The organism is Mesorhizobium sp. M1A.F.Ca.IN.020.04.1.1 (genome assembly GCF_003997315.1).
Lineage (GTDB): Bacteria > Pseudomonadota > Alphaproteobacteria > Rhizobiales > Rhizobiaceae > Mesorhizobium.
This window is the reverse complement of record NZ_RZSN01000022.1, coordinates 1-16,116: the sequence shown is the minus strand read 5'-3', so window position 1 is coordinate 16,116 and position 16,116 is coordinate 1. Positions and strand designations below refer to the sequence as shown.

At 64.1% G+C, this 16,116-nt stretch carries 15 protein-coding genes; 1 reads left to right on the top strand and 14 read right to left on the bottom strand.

The window, feature by feature from the left end:
• Positions 1–43: 43 nt before the first annotated feature.
• The 13 genes from msuE to EOA49_RS07490 all read right to left on the bottom strand — a co-directional run bounded on the left by msuE (position 44) and on the right by EOA49_RS07490 (position 13,271).
• The gene (gene msuE / locus EOA49_RS07550; protein WP_095801593.1) at positions 44–604 is read right to left on the bottom strand and encodes an FMN reductase; all 561 of its coding nucleotides are present in this window, start codon (positions 602–604) and stop codon (positions 44–46) included.
• An 89-nt stretch (positions 605–693) separates the two neighbouring features.
• On the bottom strand, positions 694–1,854 hold the full coding sequence (gene ssuD / locus EOA49_RS07545) for an FMNH2-dependent alkanesulfonate monooxygenase (RefSeq protein WP_127239599.1): 1,161 nt from the start codon (positions 1,852–1,854) through the stop codon (positions 694–696).
• A gap of 45 nt (positions 1,855–1,899) precedes the next feature.
• Positions 1,900–2,748: an ABC transporter permease subunit gene (locus EOA49_RS07540; RefSeq protein WP_127239600.1), complete on the bottom strand. Its 849-nt coding sequence runs from the start codon at positions 2,746–2,748 to the stop codon at positions 1,900–1,902.
• Positions 2,745–3,539, bottom strand: a complete 795-nt coding sequence (locus tag EOA49_RS07535) for an ABC transporter ATP-binding protein (RefSeq protein WP_095801596.1) — start codon at positions 3,537–3,539, stop codon at positions 2,745–2,747. Before EOA49_RS07535 ends, EOA49_RS07540 begins: the two co-directional genes overlap by 4 nt.
• Positions 3,540–3,599: 60 nt before the next feature.
• Positions 3,600–4,550 (bottom strand): ABC transporter substrate-binding protein, encoded by a 951-nt coding sequence (locus EOA49_RS07530; protein ID WP_245433158.1) that lies wholly within the window; start codon positions 4,548–4,550, stop codon positions 3,600–3,602.
• Between the two features lie 432 nt (positions 4,551–4,982).
• Positions 4,983–6,779 carry an allophanate hydrolase gene (gene atzF, locus EOA49_RS07525; RefSeq protein ID WP_127213888.1) on the bottom strand — a complete coding sequence of 599 codons (1,797 nt, stop codon included), beginning with the start codon at positions 6,777–6,779 and terminating at the stop codon, positions 4,983–4,985.
• Positions 6,776–7,126, bottom strand: coding sequence for a cupin domain-containing protein (locus EOA49_RS07520; RefSeq protein WP_127241256.1), 351 nt, complete (start codon positions 7,124–7,126; stop codon positions 6,776–6,778). The genes atzF and EOA49_RS07520 overlap by 4 nt, the downstream gene beginning before the upstream one ends.
• On the bottom strand, positions 7,119–7,787 hold the full coding sequence (locus EOA49_RS07515; RefSeq protein ID WP_127241255.1) for an isochorismatase family cysteine hydrolase: 669 nt from the start codon (positions 7,785–7,787) through the stop codon (positions 7,119–7,121). The genes EOA49_RS07520 and EOA49_RS07515 overlap by 8 nt, the downstream gene beginning before the upstream one ends.
• The gene (locus EOA49_RS07510) at positions 7,787–9,319 is read right to left on the bottom strand and encodes an ABC transporter ATP-binding protein (RefSeq protein ID WP_127213891.1); all 1,533 of its coding nucleotides are present in this window, start codon (positions 9,317–9,319) and stop codon (positions 7,787–7,789) included. The genes EOA49_RS07515 and EOA49_RS07510 overlap by 1 nt, the downstream gene beginning before the upstream one ends.
• Before the next feature lie 10 nt (positions 9,320–9,329).
• Positions 9,330–10,031, bottom strand: a complete 702-nt coding sequence (locus EOA49_RS07505) for an isochorismatase family cysteine hydrolase (RefSeq protein WP_127213892.1) — start codon at positions 10,029–10,031, stop codon at positions 9,330–9,332.
• A 40-nt stretch (positions 10,032–10,071) separates the two neighbouring features.
• Positions 10,072–10,998 (bottom strand): ABC transporter permease, encoded by a 927-nt coding sequence (locus EOA49_RS07500; RefSeq protein WP_127213893.1) that lies wholly within the window; start codon positions 10,996–10,998, stop codon positions 10,072–10,074.
• The gene (locus EOA49_RS07495; RefSeq protein WP_127241254.1) at positions 10,998–12,122 is read right to left on the bottom strand and encodes an ABC transporter permease; all 1,125 of its coding nucleotides are present in this window, start codon (positions 12,120–12,122) and stop codon (positions 10,998–11,000) included. Before EOA49_RS07495 ends, EOA49_RS07500 begins: the two co-directional genes overlap by 1 nt.
• A gap of 21 nt (positions 12,123–12,143) precedes the next feature.
• Complete coding sequence (locus EOA49_RS07490; protein ID WP_127213895.1) at positions 12,144–13,271, bottom strand: BMP family ABC transporter substrate-binding protein; 1,128 nt, start codon at positions 13,269–13,271, stop codon at positions 12,144–12,146.
• Positions 13,272–13,581: 310 nt separating this feature from the next.
• Here EOA49_RS07490 and EOA49_RS07485 point away from each other — a divergent pair, with 310 nt between their 5' ends.
• Entirely contained in the window at positions 13,582–14,223 is a 642-nt protein-coding gene (locus EOA49_RS07485; RefSeq protein WP_164746856.1) for a GntR family transcriptional regulator, read from the top strand.
• Between the two features lie 459 nt (positions 14,224–14,682).
• On the opposite strand, the gene EOA49_RS07480 is transcribed toward EOA49_RS07485, so the two are convergent.
• Positions 14,683–16,116: HWE histidine kinase domain-containing protein (locus EOA49_RS07480; RefSeq protein WP_127243105.1), on the bottom strand; the 1,434-nt coding region annotated here is incomplete at its 5' end.

The window sequence follows — 16,116 nt, the reverse complement described above, 5'->3', positions numbered from 1 at the left end:
AGGCGAGACGCTACACTTCCCGCTGAAGCACCGCGGCATGGATCTATTCGGCGGCTATTCTGAGACCGGATTTGGTGGCTAGCAGAACCGCGGTTTCATCAACCGCCTGCGCCGCTCGCTTCAGGATCAGTTCGGACCGAAGCACACCATCGGTGAAGTCTTTGTCGGTCGCGTACACGGCTGTGGGCAGCGCGAAGGCCTCGAAGAAGCCAAATAGCGGCCTGAGTTGATGCTCAACGACAAGGGCATGGCGCTCGCCGCCCCCGGTGGCTGTGAGAAGCACGGGCTTACCTCTCAAGGCCGTTGGATCGAGCAAGTCGAAAAAATGCTTGAACAGCCCGGTATAGCTACCCTTGTATGTCGGAGAGCCGACGACGAGCACGTCCGCGGCGACAACATCTGCAACTACGGTTTGGGCTTGCGCGTCGAGGTCGCGCTGCGATTTGGCGGCCCCCAGCGAGGGACCGACATCCTCGACATCATAGGTTCGATGGGAAAGGTGGTGGCGGCCTGCGATGTTCTGAACGACGAGGTCGACGAAAGCGCGGGTCTTCGAGGGTCGGCTGAAGTTCCCCGAAAAACCGACGATTGATGGATTTGACATAAGCCGAACTCCGATGGTCAAACTCAGATGTAAGCGGGCCTGGCACGGCACCAGCGATGCTGCGCGCACCACTTCTCTCCTCGACCTGCCTAAGACGCCGCTACTCGGACGCCCGCGCCCCGGCCGCGCCCAAACTCCAGATCCCAGCCGCGCTCCTTAAGGGGCAATTCACCCTGCAGTCCGAGCCGTGGAAACAGCAGCTCGGCAACATTGAAAGCTTCCTCCAGATGCGGATAGGCCGAGGCAATAACCGTCTCCACCCCTATCTCTTGATATTCGCGAATGCGGGCAGCAACGCTTTCCGCACTCCCGACAAGCGCGGTGCCGGCACCCCCTCGGACGAGACCCAATCCGGCCCATAGATTGGGAGCTATAACCAGCTTGTCGCGGCGTCCCTGGTGCAGAGCGGAGATGCGCTTTTGCCCGACCGACTCCGAAACCTTGGTGAATTGATGCTGGGCTTCAGCGATCACGTCGTCGGTGACGCGGCTGATCAGTCGATCCGCCGCCGCCCAGGCCTCCTCCTCCGTTTCACGCACGATCAGGTTTATGCGCAATCCGAAGCGGATTTTGCGACCTTGAGCCGCCGCTCGTGCCCTGACTCTATCGAACTTCTCCTTCACCTGCTCGACGGGTTCACCCCAACTCAGATAGACGTCCGTGTGTTTGGCGGCGACCTCGATGCCCGCCTCCGAAGACCCGCCGAACCAAAGTGGCGGATAGGGTTGCTGGACCGGCGGGAAAGATATGTCGATGCCGTGAGCAGATAGATACTTGCCCTCGAAGTCCGCCGGCTCTCCGGACAGGATACGGCGCCAGATCGTGAGGAATTCATCAGTCTGGGCATAGCGCTCGTCATGACCGAGCTTGTTGCCGTCGCCGGCAAGGTCGGCCGGATCAGCGCCGGTGACGACGTTGAGCAGCACCCGGCCGCCGGAAATGCGGTCCAGCGTGGCCGCATGGCGCGCGAACAGGGCCGGCGTCCCGCTGCCCGGCCGCAGCGCCACCAGGAATTTCAGCCGTTCGGTGAGCGGGATCAGCCCGGCGGCCACGATCCAGGCGTCCTCACACCGTGTTCCGGTTGGCAGGAGCACGCCCTTGAAGCCAAGCCGGTCGGCGGCCTGCGCGATCTCCTTGAGATAGCCGAAGGTTGCCGGCCGGTGACGCTCGTCGGTGCCGAGATAGGGGCCGTCGCCATGGGTCGGCAGGTACCAGTAGATATCGAGCGGGCGGGTGCTGTTGCCGGACATCGGATTGTTTCCTTCAATGATTGTGGAATCTATGGGAGGCAAGCCTCAGAGCTTGCCTTTCCAGGGGATCAGGCGATGTTCCAGCCAGCGCATGCCGCTGGTGAAGGCGAAGGCGAGCACGGCGATGACGATGAGGCCGACGAACACGACGTCGGTCGCCAGGAAATTGGCCGCCGACATGATCATGTAGCCGAGCCCGGACTGGGCTGCGATCAGCTCGGCCGCGACCAGCGTCGACAGTCCGGCGCCGATGGCGATCTTCAGGCCGGTCAGGATTTCCGGCAGAGCGGACGGCAGGATGATGCTGGTGAAGAGTTGCAGCCGGCTGGCGCCGAGGGACAGCGCGGCGTTGAGGCGTTCGACGGGCACCGATCGCACGCCCGCCTGTGCCGCAAAGCAGATCGGGGCGAACGTCGACAGCGACAGCAGAACGATCTTGGAGGTTTCGCCGATACCGAGCCAGATGATCAGCAGCGGCAGGTAGGCCAGCGGCGGCAAGCCCCAATAGAGATCGATCGGCACGCTGAAGATGCCCTTGACCCAACGATTGAGCCCCATGAGCAGGCCAAGCGGAATGCCGACGAAAATGCCGACGCCGAGAGCAGCGGCAATGCGGCCGAGGCTTGCCAGCGTGTGGTCGAGCAGCGTGCCATTGGCATAGCCGTCCGCCGCCACGGCGTTGAACTGGGTCAATACGTCGGCCGGCGATGGCAGGAAGAGCGGCGATGCCCAGCCGAAGCGGGCGGCGAGGAACCACAATGCGATCAGCCCCGTCAGCGTCACCAGGCTGATGCCGACGTTGCTGGCCGATGCGGACCGGCGCGGTCGGGGAGACGGCCTTCGCTGGGCCGTTCCGGCCGGGAACGAAGTTGGGGAATTGGCGGCAAGCGTCATTGCAAGGTTCCTCTGCGGGCGCCTTCCGGCTGGTGGATGAGCGAGCGGATTTCCTGTCGCATTTCGATGAAGCGCGGGCGGGACTGGATCGGCCCGATATCGCCGCTTTCGGCGAAATCGCGCACGAAGTCGGCGTCGAAACGGGCGACGATACGGCCCGGCCGGGGCGACATCACAACGATGGTCGTGCCGAGCGTAAGCGCCTCCTCGATCGAATGAGAGATGAACAGGATCTGCTTGCCGGTCTTGGCCCAGACCGAAGCCAGAAGCTGCTGCATCGTCTCGCGCGTCAGGCTGTCGAGGGCACCGAACGGCTCGTCCATCAGAAGGATTTTCGGATCGGTGGCCAGCGCCCTGGCGATGCCGACACGCTGGCGCATGCCGCCCGACAGTTCGTAGGGTGGCTTTTCGGCGAAATCGATGAGCCCGACCAGTTCCAAAAGGTGCCTCGACCGCTCATAGCGTTCGCCGCGCGGCACGCCCCGGTACTTCAGGCCGAGCGCGACGTTGTCCAGGACATTGGCCCACGGCAACAGGGTGTCCTTCTGGAACACGACGCCGCGATCGCCGCCCGGCGCCGCGATTTCGCGTCCATCCAGCGTGATCGAGCCTTCGGTGAGCGGCAGGAAGCCGGCGATCGCATTCAGCAATGTCGACTTGCCGCAGCCGGAAGCGCCGACCGCGACAACGATGGAGGCGGGAGCGATATCAAGCGACACGTGATCGAGCGCATGCACGTGCTGGCCGTCGGAAGCCGGAAAGGTGACGCTGGCATCGCGGATTCGAAGCATGGTGGCCTCCAGGCGATCTGGCTGGCGTGCCAGCCAGATCGGCGTTTCCTTCAGGGATTGCTAGTTCGAGGCCTTGGCCACTGCCGCATATTGCGGATCGGCGAAGGCGGCATAGCTGTCCTTGACCGACGTGATCTTGTGCTGGTCCTTCAGGAAGCTCGCAGTGTCCTTGAGGATTTTCGCCACCGCGCTCTTCTCACCGCCACCCAGCCATTTGTCGGAGACCTGTTGGTCGAGCGGCGGGACGACTGTCGTCTTCAATTGCTCCGAGTTCTCAGCCGCCGTTCCGCCTTGTAATTTCGCGATCAGCTTGGCGCTCTCGGAGTCCGGGCCCCAGGCGGCCGGGTCGCTCAGATAAGCCTGGTTGTAGCCGTCGATCAGCCTCACATACTGGCCGAGGAACTCCGGATTGGCCTTGGCGAATGCGCCGGTGACGACCAGCGCGCTGAACGTGGGCGCCCCGCGATCAGCAACTTGGCCGGCCGTGAGCAGGACCCTGCCGTTCTTCTTGAGTTCGGACAGCGCTGGATCCCAAACGAAGCCGCCGTCGATGTCGCCGCGCTTCCAGGCCGCGACGATCTCGGGCTGCGGGATGGCTATGACCTGGGTTTCCCTTTCGGAGATGCCTTCCTGCTTGAGCACCGCGAGAAGCTGGTAATGGTCGGTCGAGACCGGCGCCGCAGCGAGCTTCTTGCCGCGCAGGTCCGCCGGCGACTTGATTTCTGGCCGCACCACCAGGGCCTCGCCGTCACGCGAGACGGACGAGATGTAGAACGCCTTCACGTCGATGCCCTTGCTGACGGCAGCCGAGAACGGGCTTGACCCGACATCGCCGATCTGGACATCACCGGATGCGATTGCCGCGAAGATGTCGGCGCCTGAATTGAAACGGCGGAATTCGATGTTCCAGCCGGTCTTCCTGGCAAGGTCGCCGTTGGCGATGCCAAGGTTATAGGGATTAGCCCCGGTTTGGTAGGCAATGACGACCTTCTTCTCGTCGCCATGAGCCATTCCAGAAGTGGCCGCCGCTGCGAGCGCGACCAGAGCGGCGGAAATCAGTTTTCGCATGAGATCAATCCTTTGAGCGGAGGGTCCACCCCTCGATTGCCCGCTCCATCTGAGCGTCGGCTCCAAAATCTACTTAGTTTATAGAATTAGACAGGAACGATTTTCCGAATGACAAGGGCAGAGCGGAAAATTGGCTCTCATTGCAGCCCAGTCCGACGGGTGATCGCGAGCTGATGGAGCTTTCTCTTACCTTCCGCGGCGAAGCGAAACCCCTTCAAATTCGCAACAACACCTTGCGGCGGACGGTGTCCGCTTGTAGGCCAAGCAAACCTAGCTTCAACGGCAGGTATGAGGCGCGTTTCAGCCGGCACCTGCCGGTCGAAAACAAGTAGGGCTGTTAACTGCCCTTCCCTTCCCAATGTCCGTTGACGATGTTCAAGTGAAAACGGGATCTGACAGAAAGCGGCGCCAGCCGCCGAATGACGAGATATCAGAAGCGCCTAGTAACCCGACGGATTCCACCAAAAAACCCTTGGCGGCGCTGCCGTCATCAAGCTCTATAGTACCGATCCCGAGCGGCGGCGGGATGGCGGCTACAAAGCGGCCGAAGGCGTCGGCGCAGAGCCGCCAGACTTCGACTTCGATCGCGGCGCCGCCGCCGCCGACCCGGATAAGCCCCGGCTTCGGCGTCCCTTGGCCGGCAAGCTCATAGAGCTTGTAGGAAGGGATCGTCCGCGTCGCTCGGCAGAAAAGCGCGCCGGCATCCTTCAGCTGGCCGTTGAGCGGCATTCCCGAGAGGTGCGCGCCGACAACCACCAATTCGATGCCGTCCTCGGCCGGGGGGACGGGTCGGGCGCGTGGCTGTTGCCACCCTGTCGCGCCGACGGCGAGGCCGCTCGCCGAATGCAGGTCGCGCGCGGCCGCCGCGACGAGGCCATCCCGGCCGGCGGCGGCCAGAAGCGTAACGCTCATCGGCAAGCCATCGTCGCGCGTGCCGGCCGGCACGGCGATGCCACACATGTCGAGCAGATTGACGAAATTGGTGTAGGTGCCCAACCGGCTGTTGGTGGCGATTGGATCGGCAAGCACGGCGTCGACCGTGTAGTGAGTCGGCGCGGTCGGCACACAGAACAAATCGACGGAGGCGATGACCGGCGCAAGCGCCGCCCTGTAGGCCTGCAACGCATAGAGCCCGCGGAAGGCGTCGGCGGCCGACAGGTTTCTGGCGCCGCCGATGATCTTGCGCGTCACCGGATGGAGCGCTGTTTCATTCGCGTCGAAGAAATCACGGATCGCCGCATAGCGCTCTGCCACCCAGGCGCCTTCGTAGAGCAGGTTGGCCGTCGCATAGAAGTCGCCGAACGGGATCTCGACAAGCCTGGCGCCGAGCGTCTCCAGGGCAGCGACGGCGGCCTCGAAACCGGCCTGCATCGATGCGTCCCCGAAGAACTTCAGGTCGTCCTTGGCCGGGACGCCGACGTTCAGCACCGGCGGACGGACGGCGAGTGGCTGGACGGCGACGTCGCGCGAATAGGGATCGGCGGCATCGTGCGCCGCGGCGGCTGAGAACACCGCATAGGCGTCGTCGACTGTCAGCGCGAAAACCGAGACGCAGTCGAGCGTCCGGCAGGCCGGCACGACGCCCGTCGTCGACAGCGCGCCGACGCTTGGCTTCAGCCCGACAATGTTGTTGAGGCCGGCCGGGATTCGCCCCGAGCCGGCGGTATCGGTGCCGAGCGCGAAGGAGACGATGCCACGCGCCGTCGCCACCGCGGAACCGGAAGAGGAGCCGCCGGGCACGAGCTTAGGATCGATCGCATTCCGTGGAATCGGCCAGGGCGTGCGCACGCCGACGAGGCCGGTGGCGAACTGGTCGAGATTGGTCTTGCCGACGACCAGGGCGCCCGCCGCCTTGAGTTTCGCCACGACCGTCGCATCCTTGTCCGGCGTATAGGCATATTCAGCGCAGGCGGCCGTAGTCGGCATACCGGCCACGTCGATGTTGTCCTTGACGGCGAAAGGGATGCCCCAGAGCGGCTTGGCCACGGGGTCGAACGAGCCGAGCGCTTCGGCCTCGGCCAGCATTGCGGTTCGCGTTGCGAGATGGATGAAAGTGCCGGGGTCGCCCGCCGCCTGGATGCGGGCCAGCACAGTATCGATCACCTCGGCTATGCAGGTGCCGGCTCGGTAGGCCGCATGCAGGCTGCCTATGTCGAAGCGGATGTCGCTCATTTCGTCTCCCCCAGAATGATCACCGGCAGGTTCCATTGGATCAGTACGAGGCAGCCGTCCTTCGTCCAAACCGAATGCTCGGTGCCGACCGGATTGAGGATCACGCTGCCTGCCGGATAGTCACCGTTCTCGTCGCTCTGGGTGCCTTCCAGGACGACGATGGTTTCGAACCCGGCATGGCGATGGCGCGGCACGCCGGCGCCGGGCTGATATTTGAGCACCGCCACGGACGGTTCGACCGGCCCGCCTTTGAGCAGCCAGTGCACGGTGACACCATCACGGAACGGCTCGAATGTTAGATCGCGCCAGCCGCCGTCGACGAGGCCGGCAAAGCTGAGATTAGGCATTCGCAATTCCCTCGAGCACCTGGTCCGTCGTCGCCGTCCAGCCGACGATCGCGCCTTGTGCACGGATCATGGCAAGCGCGGCCGCTTTGAACTCGGGAAAGTAGCTCTCGGTCGCGTCTTCGGCGACCAGGCATTCGTAGCCGCGGTCGTTGGCCTCGCGCATCGTCGTCTGCACGCAGACTTCGGTTGTCACGCCGGCAAACACCAGTTGCCGCGCGCCGATCCGTTTTAGGTCATCGCCGAGGCCGGTCGCGTAGAAGGCGCCCTTGCCGGGCTTCTCGATGACGATCTCTCCGGGCACGGGCGCGAGGTCTTCGAGAATCGCGGTGCCGGGTTCGCCTGCGATCAGGACGCGGCCCAGCGGGCCGACATCGCCGATGCGGACCGACGGGTTGCCGCGATCGCGCTTGGCAGGCGGCAGGTCCGAAAGGTCGGGCCTGTGGCATTCCATGGTGTGGATCACCGGCAGGCCCGCGGCGCGAAAACCCTCGATCAGCCGCTTCACCGTCGGCACGATCGCCGTGACCCGGCTGACGTCGTTGCCAAGGCTGGCGCCGAAGCCGCCCGGCTCGGCGAAGTCGCGCTGCATGTCGATGACGATGAGCGCCGTCGTCTCGCGCTTGAAGGCAAAGGCGAAGGGCTGCGCTGCGATTTCCGCCATCAGTGATGCCCCGCCATGTGCTCGCCGATGGTCTGCACGCTCGCCTGCGCGATCGGCGTCTCGTAGACGAGCGCGCCGTCGGACATGACGAGGATGCGATCGGAGAGCTCCATAAGCTCGTCCAGGTCTTCGGACATTAGGAGCACCGCTGCCCCGGCGTTGCGCGCCTTCATGATGCGGGCGCGGATTTCGGCCACGGCGGAGAAATCGAGGCCGAAGCACGGGTTGGAGACGATCAAAAGGTCGACCTCGCCCGTCAGCTCGCGGGCGAGCACCGCGCGCTGCACATTGCCGCCCGACAGCGAAGCGATCGGCGACGAAAGCGATGCCGTCTTGACCTTGAACTGCTCGACCAGATGAGCGCTGAAGGATTTGATGGCGCCTGCGCTGATCCAGCTCACCGGCCTGCCGTTGCCATCGACGTCGAAGGTGCGGAAGGCGATGTTCTCGGCGACCGTCATCCTCGGCGCGCAGGCATTTTTCAGCGGCTCTTCCGGGATGAGGCGGACGTTGAGCGCACGCGCCTCCGCGCGTGTCGCAGCGTAGGCCGTTCCGCGAACCATGACCTCGCCCGCTTCGCTGGCGCGCTGGCCGGCCAACACTTCCAGGAACTCCTTCTGACCGTTGCCCGAGATGCCGGCGATGCCGACGATCTCGCCGGAGCGCACGCCGAGATCGGCGATGTTGATCGATTTGAGGCCGGTTCGGTCCGGTGCCTTTAGCGCCTTCACCTTGAGCACGATCTCGGCGTCCGGCTTCGGCGCCGCGCGGCTGTCGAGCGCGGCGATCGGCTGGTCGCCGATCATCATCGCCGCCATGGCCTTGTGAGTGAGATCGGAGACCTTGCCGGTTCCGGTGAGCCCGCCCTTGCGCAGCACCGTGATGTCGTCGGCGAATGCCGTGACCTCGTGGAACTTGTGCGAGATCATCAGCACAGTGAGGTCGCCCGCTTTCGTCATGCCGCGCACCAGGCCAAGCACTTCCTGCGCCTCGCCCGGAGTCAGCACGGATGTCGGCTCATCCAGCACCAGGAAATTGCGGCCGAGATAAAGCTGCTTGATGATCTCCAGCTTCTGCTTCTCGCCGGCGGCGAGCTCGGCCACCTTGACGTCGAGCGGCAGCTTGAAGGGCATGCGCTCCATGAAGGCGGCAAGGGCGCCGCGCTCCTTGCGCCAGTCGATGACGCCGGGCACCTTCTCGCGCGAGATGACCAGGTTCTCGGCGCCGGTCAGCGAAGGCACCAGCGTGAAATGCTGATAGACCATGCCGAGACCGAGCGCCGAGGCATCCCTGGGGCTGGCGATCGTCACCTCGCGTCCATCGACCAGCATGTCGCCCGACGTCGGGTGGTAGAAGCCCATCATGCATTTGACCAGCGTCGACTTGCCGGCGCCGTTCTCGCCAAGCAGCGCGTGAAAGGAGCCTGCAGGCAGCTTGATGGAAACGTCGTCGAGCGCCGTGAAACCGCCGAAGCGCATGGTCATGCCGATGGTCTCGACGCCGATCGCCTTGCGGTGGAGAGTTCCGCTCATCGCCGATTCCTCATGGCAGCTGGGCGACGAGGGCGGCCGAATTCGACACCGCGCCGAACACGCCGCCCTGCATCTTGATCATCTTGATCGCCGCCAGATGATTGCCGTAGTCGGTCGCCCCGCAGCAATCCTCCAGCATCACGCATTCGAAGCCGCGGTCGTTGGCCTCACGCATGGTAGTGTGCACGCAGACATCGGTGGTGATGCCGGTGAGTACGACGTTCTCGATGCCGCGCTGGTTGAGGATCAGTTCGAGGTCGGTGGCGCAGAACGAGCCCTTGCCCGGCTTGTCGATGATCGGCTCGCCCTCGGCCGGATAGAGGTCGGGGATGATGTCCCAGCCCGGCTCGCCCCGCACCAGGATGCGCCCGCAAGGGCCGGGATCGCCGATGCCGGCATTGATGCGGCGCGAGCGCCAGCGCTTGTTGGCCGGCAGGTCGGCGAGGTCGGGACGATGACCCTCGCGCGTGTGGATGACGGTGTAGCCCTTCGTCCGCATGGCGGCGAGCACCGCCTTGATCGGCTCGATCGGCGCCCTGACCAGCGACAGGTCATAGCCCATATGGTCGACATAGCCACCAGGTCCGCAGAAATCGGTCTGCATGTCGATGATGATCAGCGCCGTGTTGTCCGGCCGCAGATCGCCATTATAAGGCCAGGGATAGGGATCGGCGTCGATGTAGCGCTCAGTGATCTCGGCTCTGGCGTTCATGGCAAAGACTCCGGTCTCGCGAGCGGCACGTGGTGCGCGGTCATTTCGTGATCGACAGTTCGCCGGGCGCGCCGGCGAGCGTGCGGCTCGGCGACGAGGTGGCGATCATGATGATGAGGGTGAGGATGTAGGGCGCGGCGTAGAAGAGGTAGTAGCCTTGGGTGACGCCCACCGACTGCAGCGCCGGGCCGAGGGCGCCGGCGCCGCCGAACAAAAGCGCGGCCGCGAAGCAGCCGAGTGGATCCCAGCGCGCGAAGATGACCAGCGCCATCGCCATCAGCCCCTGGCCCGACGAGATGCGCTCAGTCCAGCTGCCGGGATAGTAGAGCGACAGATAGGCGCCGCCGATGCCGGCAAGCGCGCCGCCGACGGCGGTGGCCAGAAGGCGCACCGTGTTGGGGTTGAGGCCCATGGCGCGCGCGGCATCGGCGCTGTCGCCGACCACTCGCACGATCAGGCCGACACGGGTGTTGCGGAACGCCCACCAGAGGAAGACGGCGAGAGCAGCGCCGATCAGGAACAGCACGTTGACGTTGAGCGCCGCCTGCACCTGCGGGATGTCGGACCAGGCGCCGAACGGGATCGCCGGCAGGGCGGGCGCGGAAGGCTGGATGAAGGGCTTGCCGAAGAAGAAGGCGAGGCCGGTGCCGAACAGCATCAGGGCGATGCCGATGGCGATATCGTTGACCTTCGGGAATTTGCAGATCCAGCCGTGGAAGAGGCCGAAGCAGAGGCCGGCGAGCGCCGCGGCCAAAAGGCCAGGCCATGGCGAGCCGGTCATCACCGCCACCGCATAGGCGCTCATGGCGCCGAACACCAGCGTGCCTTCGAGGCCGAGATTGATGCGGCCGGAGCGTTCGGTGATGGCCTCGCCGAGCGAGACGAAGATGAAAGGAGTGGACACGCGGATGGCGCCGCCCAGCATGGCGAGCGGAACCCCCCAGAGGTCGATGTCGGTCGCTTCCATCAGGTGCTCCTCTGCCAGAGATCAGGGTTGAAGAGCTTGAAACGACCGTAGAAGGTTTCGCTGAACAGGATGACGATGAAGAACATGCCCTGGAGAACCAGGACGGTCGCGTCTGGCAGGTCCATGCGACGCTGAATCAGGCCGCCGGAGGCATTGATGCCACCAAGCAGGATGGCGACGGGAATGACGCCAAGCGGATTGTGGCGGGCGAGGAATGCGACGAGGATGCCGGTATAGCCATAGCCGGCGGCAAGCGAGCCGTTGGCGCTTCCTTGCACGGCAGCGACTTCCAGCATGCCGGCAAGGCCGGCGAAGCTGCCCGCCAGCGCGGTGAAGCAGACGATCAGCGGACCGACGGCAAGCCCCTGCACCTGCGCCGCCCTGACGTTGCCGCCGGCGATGCGGGCGGCGAAGCCCCAGCGGGTCTTCTCGATCAGCAGCCAGGAGAGCACACAGGCGAGGATGCCGACGACGAGACCCCAATGAACCTCCATGCCCGGGATGTTGCCGACGCGGTAGATGTCGGCCAGCGGCTGGGTCGAGGGTTTGTTGAGCGAGGCCGGATCGCGCAGCGGGCCTTCCACCAGATGGTTCATTAGGGCGATTGCTATGTAGGCCATCAGCAGGCTGGAGATGGTCTCGTTGACGGCGCGGTAGTGGCGGAGCGCGCCGACGACACCTATCCAGATGCCGCCGGCGGCCGCGCCCCCCACGCCCATGAGGAGGATGACGAGAAAAGACGGCGCGCCGTTCAGGGCCACGCCGATGGCGGCCGCGGCAACGCCGCCGAGCACAATCGCGCCCTCGCCGCCGATGACGACCAGGCCAAGCCGCGCCGGAAGCGCCACGCAGAGCGCCGCAAGCAGGAGCGGCGCTCCGCGCGACAGCGAGTTCTGGATCGAGAACCAGGAGCCAAAGCCGCCCCGCCACATCGTCTGGCAGAGCTGGACCGGCGACTTGCCGACCAACGCAATGAACAGGCTGAACAGCAGCATGCCGGCGACCAGCGCCGCGAGCGGAATGACGAAGGCCTCAGTCCGTCTGGCGATCCATTCGAGCGCCGTCCGGTATCCCCTCGCATCGAGGACGGTCCGCACGTCCGTACTGCTCACCGCTTCCGTCATCGTCCCGTCTCCCTCGGCCGCTCAGGCGGTCGAGCCGACGACGCCCTCGACGAGATAGTCCATGCTTTCGAGCTCGATGGCGGTCTCGACGAAGGCCTGGCCTTCGGTCGCCACGACGGCGCCCTTGTTGCTCTTCAGCGGTCCCTTGATGACGGAGAAGCCGCCCTTCATCATTTCGGCCAGCGTGGCGTCGAACTGCTTGCGCGCGGCTTCGCCGACGGCGGGCCCGAGCGGACTCATCTTGACGAAGCCGTCGGCCAGGCCGCCCCGCGTGAAGTTCGGCAGCGGCTTGCCGGCGATGAGATCGTCGACGAACAACTTGTAGACCTTGGCCCAGTTCCACTCCGCGCCGGTCAGATATTTTTCCGGCGCCAGCGGACTTTGGTTGGCGTGGTAGCCGCAGACGAACGCGCCGCGGCCGGCGGCCGTCTCGACCACCACCTTGGGACTGTCGACATGGCAGGTGACCACGTCGGCGCCCTGGTCGACCAGCGCGTTGGTGGCCTCGGCTTCCTTCACCGCCAGCGACCATTCCCCGGTGAAGATCACCTGGCAGGTGATCGCCGGATCGACCGAACGCGCGCCGAGCAGGAAGGAGTTGATGTTGAGCAGCACCTGCGGGATCGGCTTGGCTGCAACGAAGCCGAGCTTCTTCGATTTGGTGGTGTGTCCGGCGACGACGCCGTTGAGGTACTGGCCCATGCCGATATAGCCGAAATAGGACCCGGCGTTCATCGGGTGCTTGTCCTTGTTCCACATGCCGCCGCAGTGCCGGAACTGCACGTCGGGGAACTTGGCGCACATGGCCAGCATATGCGGATCGAAATAGCCGAAGGAGGTCGGAAAGACCAGTGAGGCGCCGTCGAGATTGATCATCGACTCCATCGTCTTCTGGACGTCCACCGTCTCGGGGACGTTCTCTTCTTCGATGATGGAGATTCCTTCGATGCCCTTCAGCGATGCAGCCCCTTCGGCATGCGCCTGGTTATAGCCATAGTCGTCCCTGGGGCCGACGTAGATGAAGCCGACCGTGGCGGACGCGGCGAGCGCTGCGCGGATCGGGAAAGCTGCCGAGGCAAGGCCCAGCGCCGCTCCGGCGGCGGAGGTCTTGAGCAGGTCGCGCCGGCTCAGCATGAATCTCTCGGTCATTTCGAATGCTCCCCTTTCTTGAACCCGGCACGGGGTCGATTGTCAAGAAAGTGCATGCAATCCCTATGCCACTTTCAAGACGGTGTTTTCTATAATAAAATCAATAGGGGACGTTAGAAGGCCTGCATAAACGCATGCACTTCATGCCTGAAAAGCGGTCAATTTGACATGGGGATCAAAATCTAGCCATACAGGGAGTGCAGCCTGAGTCTAAATCTGCCCGCGAGCCGTCCAGTCGCGGGAAAAGCAGCTGGGCGGAGGAGACGTGTCGGGAAGGCGCTTGGTCAGGTCGGGCACGACCGTGGATCAGATGGTGAGGGTGATCGCGGACCGGATCGTCACCGGCTATCTGCGCCCCGGGGAAAGGCTGGACGAGGGCTCACTCGCCGCCCGCTTCGAGGTCTCGCGCACGCCGGTCCGGGAGGCCCTCGGCCATTTGAGCGCCATGGGACTGGTCGAAAGACGGCCCAACAGGGGCGCCATCGTCGCCGTGATCACGCAGGAACATCTCGCCTCGATGTTCGAGAGCATGGCCGAGTTGGAAGCCATCTGCGCGCGCTTTTCGGCCGAGCGCATGACCAGCGCAGAGCGTCGTTCGCTGGAGATGGAGCATCAGGCATCGGCGCGCCTGGTGCAGATCGGCGCCGAAGAGGCCTATGAGTATTTCAACACCGAGTTCCACAACAGGCTTTATCGCGGCGCCCATAACACGCATATCCACGATTTGACTGTGGCGACCCGCAGCCGACTGGCGCCGTTCCGGCGCGCGCAATTCATGCTGCCGGGCCGGCTAGCCAAGTCCTGGCAGGAGCATGATGTGATCGTTACCGCGATCATGCGGGGCGATGCGGCGGCTGCCGGCAAGGCCGCCTGGGATCATGTTTCAATCGTCAGCGAAGCGAGCGCCATGTTTGCGGCCGATGATCGCAGGCCGGTTCAGGACGTGGCCTGAAGCAACCAGACCTCCAGTGTGTCGCAGACAATGCCCGCTTCAGGAGCTCGAGTCGCCGTGGCACATAAGGGCTAAGCTATCTGGGTTGCGGCGCTTCGGCCAAAGGATTGTTTGAGAAGGATCGGGTAGTTTGGCGGCCGGGACTGCGGCCCATCACAGCCAGCAGTCCCGGCGGCAGGCGACCGTCCCTAGATGTTTGATCCCAGGCTTTGATGGGGCATCCTTGTCTCATCGTCGCCTTCCGGCGCTACACGCTACTGCCGCTCGACGAGTGCCGCAGCGAAGTCTCGCCGTTGGCTCTCGGTGAGTTTCTTGTCCTTGTGAATCGCTGATTTTAGGATTTCGGCATCCATTGCCGACAAGGATTTTGAATTCGCCATGTTGCCCTCATTGCGGGGGCGAAGACCATTCCCCGCGAACGAGCGGAGTATATGTCTACACGATTATTTTCGCGAGTCCTTAAGAAGAGGAAGTCGTACAGCCTGTCCTGAGTATATTCCTATCAACCAGATGCTGCCCGGTCGACTTGGCTTTTGAGCCCTGCGGAGTTTGGGCCATGTCCGCGCAGTCCGCTATAAGCGAGCCAAGTCGGCTAGTGGAGCGCTCTTGTTCATCGTTGCCGGTGAGCTTGACGGCTTCCTTCCGGGCAAGGGGGATTTCAAGCAGGCACTCCAGGCCGGTGGGCCGGAAGTTCAATTCGACACTCCCCCTCAACTCGTACTCCAAACTCTGCTGGATGAAAGTGGTTCCAAAATTTCTGCGGGATGGCTCTTCCACGGCCGGACCGCCGAGTTCCTTCCAGCTGATCGAAAGCATGCCCGGCTTCACCACGTTCCAGGAGACCTCGACGCGTCCGGTCTCGACGGAAAGCGCCCCATATTTGGCGGCGTTGCTGGCAAGCTCGAAGAACACCATGCCGAGTGCCGCCGCCGTTGCCGCATCGAGGTGGAACGGCCGGCCGTGAACGACTAGATTCTGGCGTCCCGTGGTGCTGTAGGGGGAAAACGTCGCCCTCAGCAGTTCCTCGAGGTCGGCGTCGCCCCAATTGTGGGAAGACAGGACCTCATGCGTGCGCGCCATCGCGTGCAGTCGCTCATGGAATGATGTCGCGAATTCCCCCATTGAGCTTGACGAGCGGATCATGCGCGAGGTCAGTGCGGTGATCGTGGCTAGGATGTTCTTCACACGATGCTGCAGCTCGTGCAGCAGCCTCTCCTGAGCGCGCTCGGCCTCCTTATGGTTCGAGACATCGACCAGGGCCGCAATAGCGCCCCGAACCCTGCCGGACTCGTCAAACAGCGGATTGGCCGACATCATCACGTCGATGCTTGAGCCGTCCGCCTGCGCGATTCGGGCTTCGTAGCCGCGGACGGGCTTGCCCGTTCGCATCGCCTTCTGCAGCGGCTGCTCGTGCGTCTCCACCTTGGAGCCGTTCACCATTAGCGGCAGGACCGCCGGCACAGTGCTGAGCTTGCCGTCCGCCGCGCGCCGGCCGGCGAGCTCGGCCGCGCGGCGATTGGCGCGGATGGCATCGCCGTCGTCGTCTTCGGCGATCAAGATGCCGACAGGCACAAGGTCCAGAACAGTCTCCAGGCTTTCGAGGCGGTTGCGCAAGTCGTGCGACAGCGCGCCGATCTTTTCCTCCGCCTGCGCGATCTGGGTAATGTCGACGAAGGTGACGACGACGCCGGCGATGACATTGTCGACGGTGCGATAGGGCATCACGCGCATGATGTAGCGCTTGGCGCTTTCAATGACTTCCACCTGCCTTTCTATCGTCCCCAGCCGCTGCAGCACCTGCTCCATGTCTGCCTGCAGCCGGTCCGCGGCAAAGCGCGGCCGCACATGCGCGAGCGGCCGGCCGACATCGCTTTCGACCAGCCTGAACAGGTC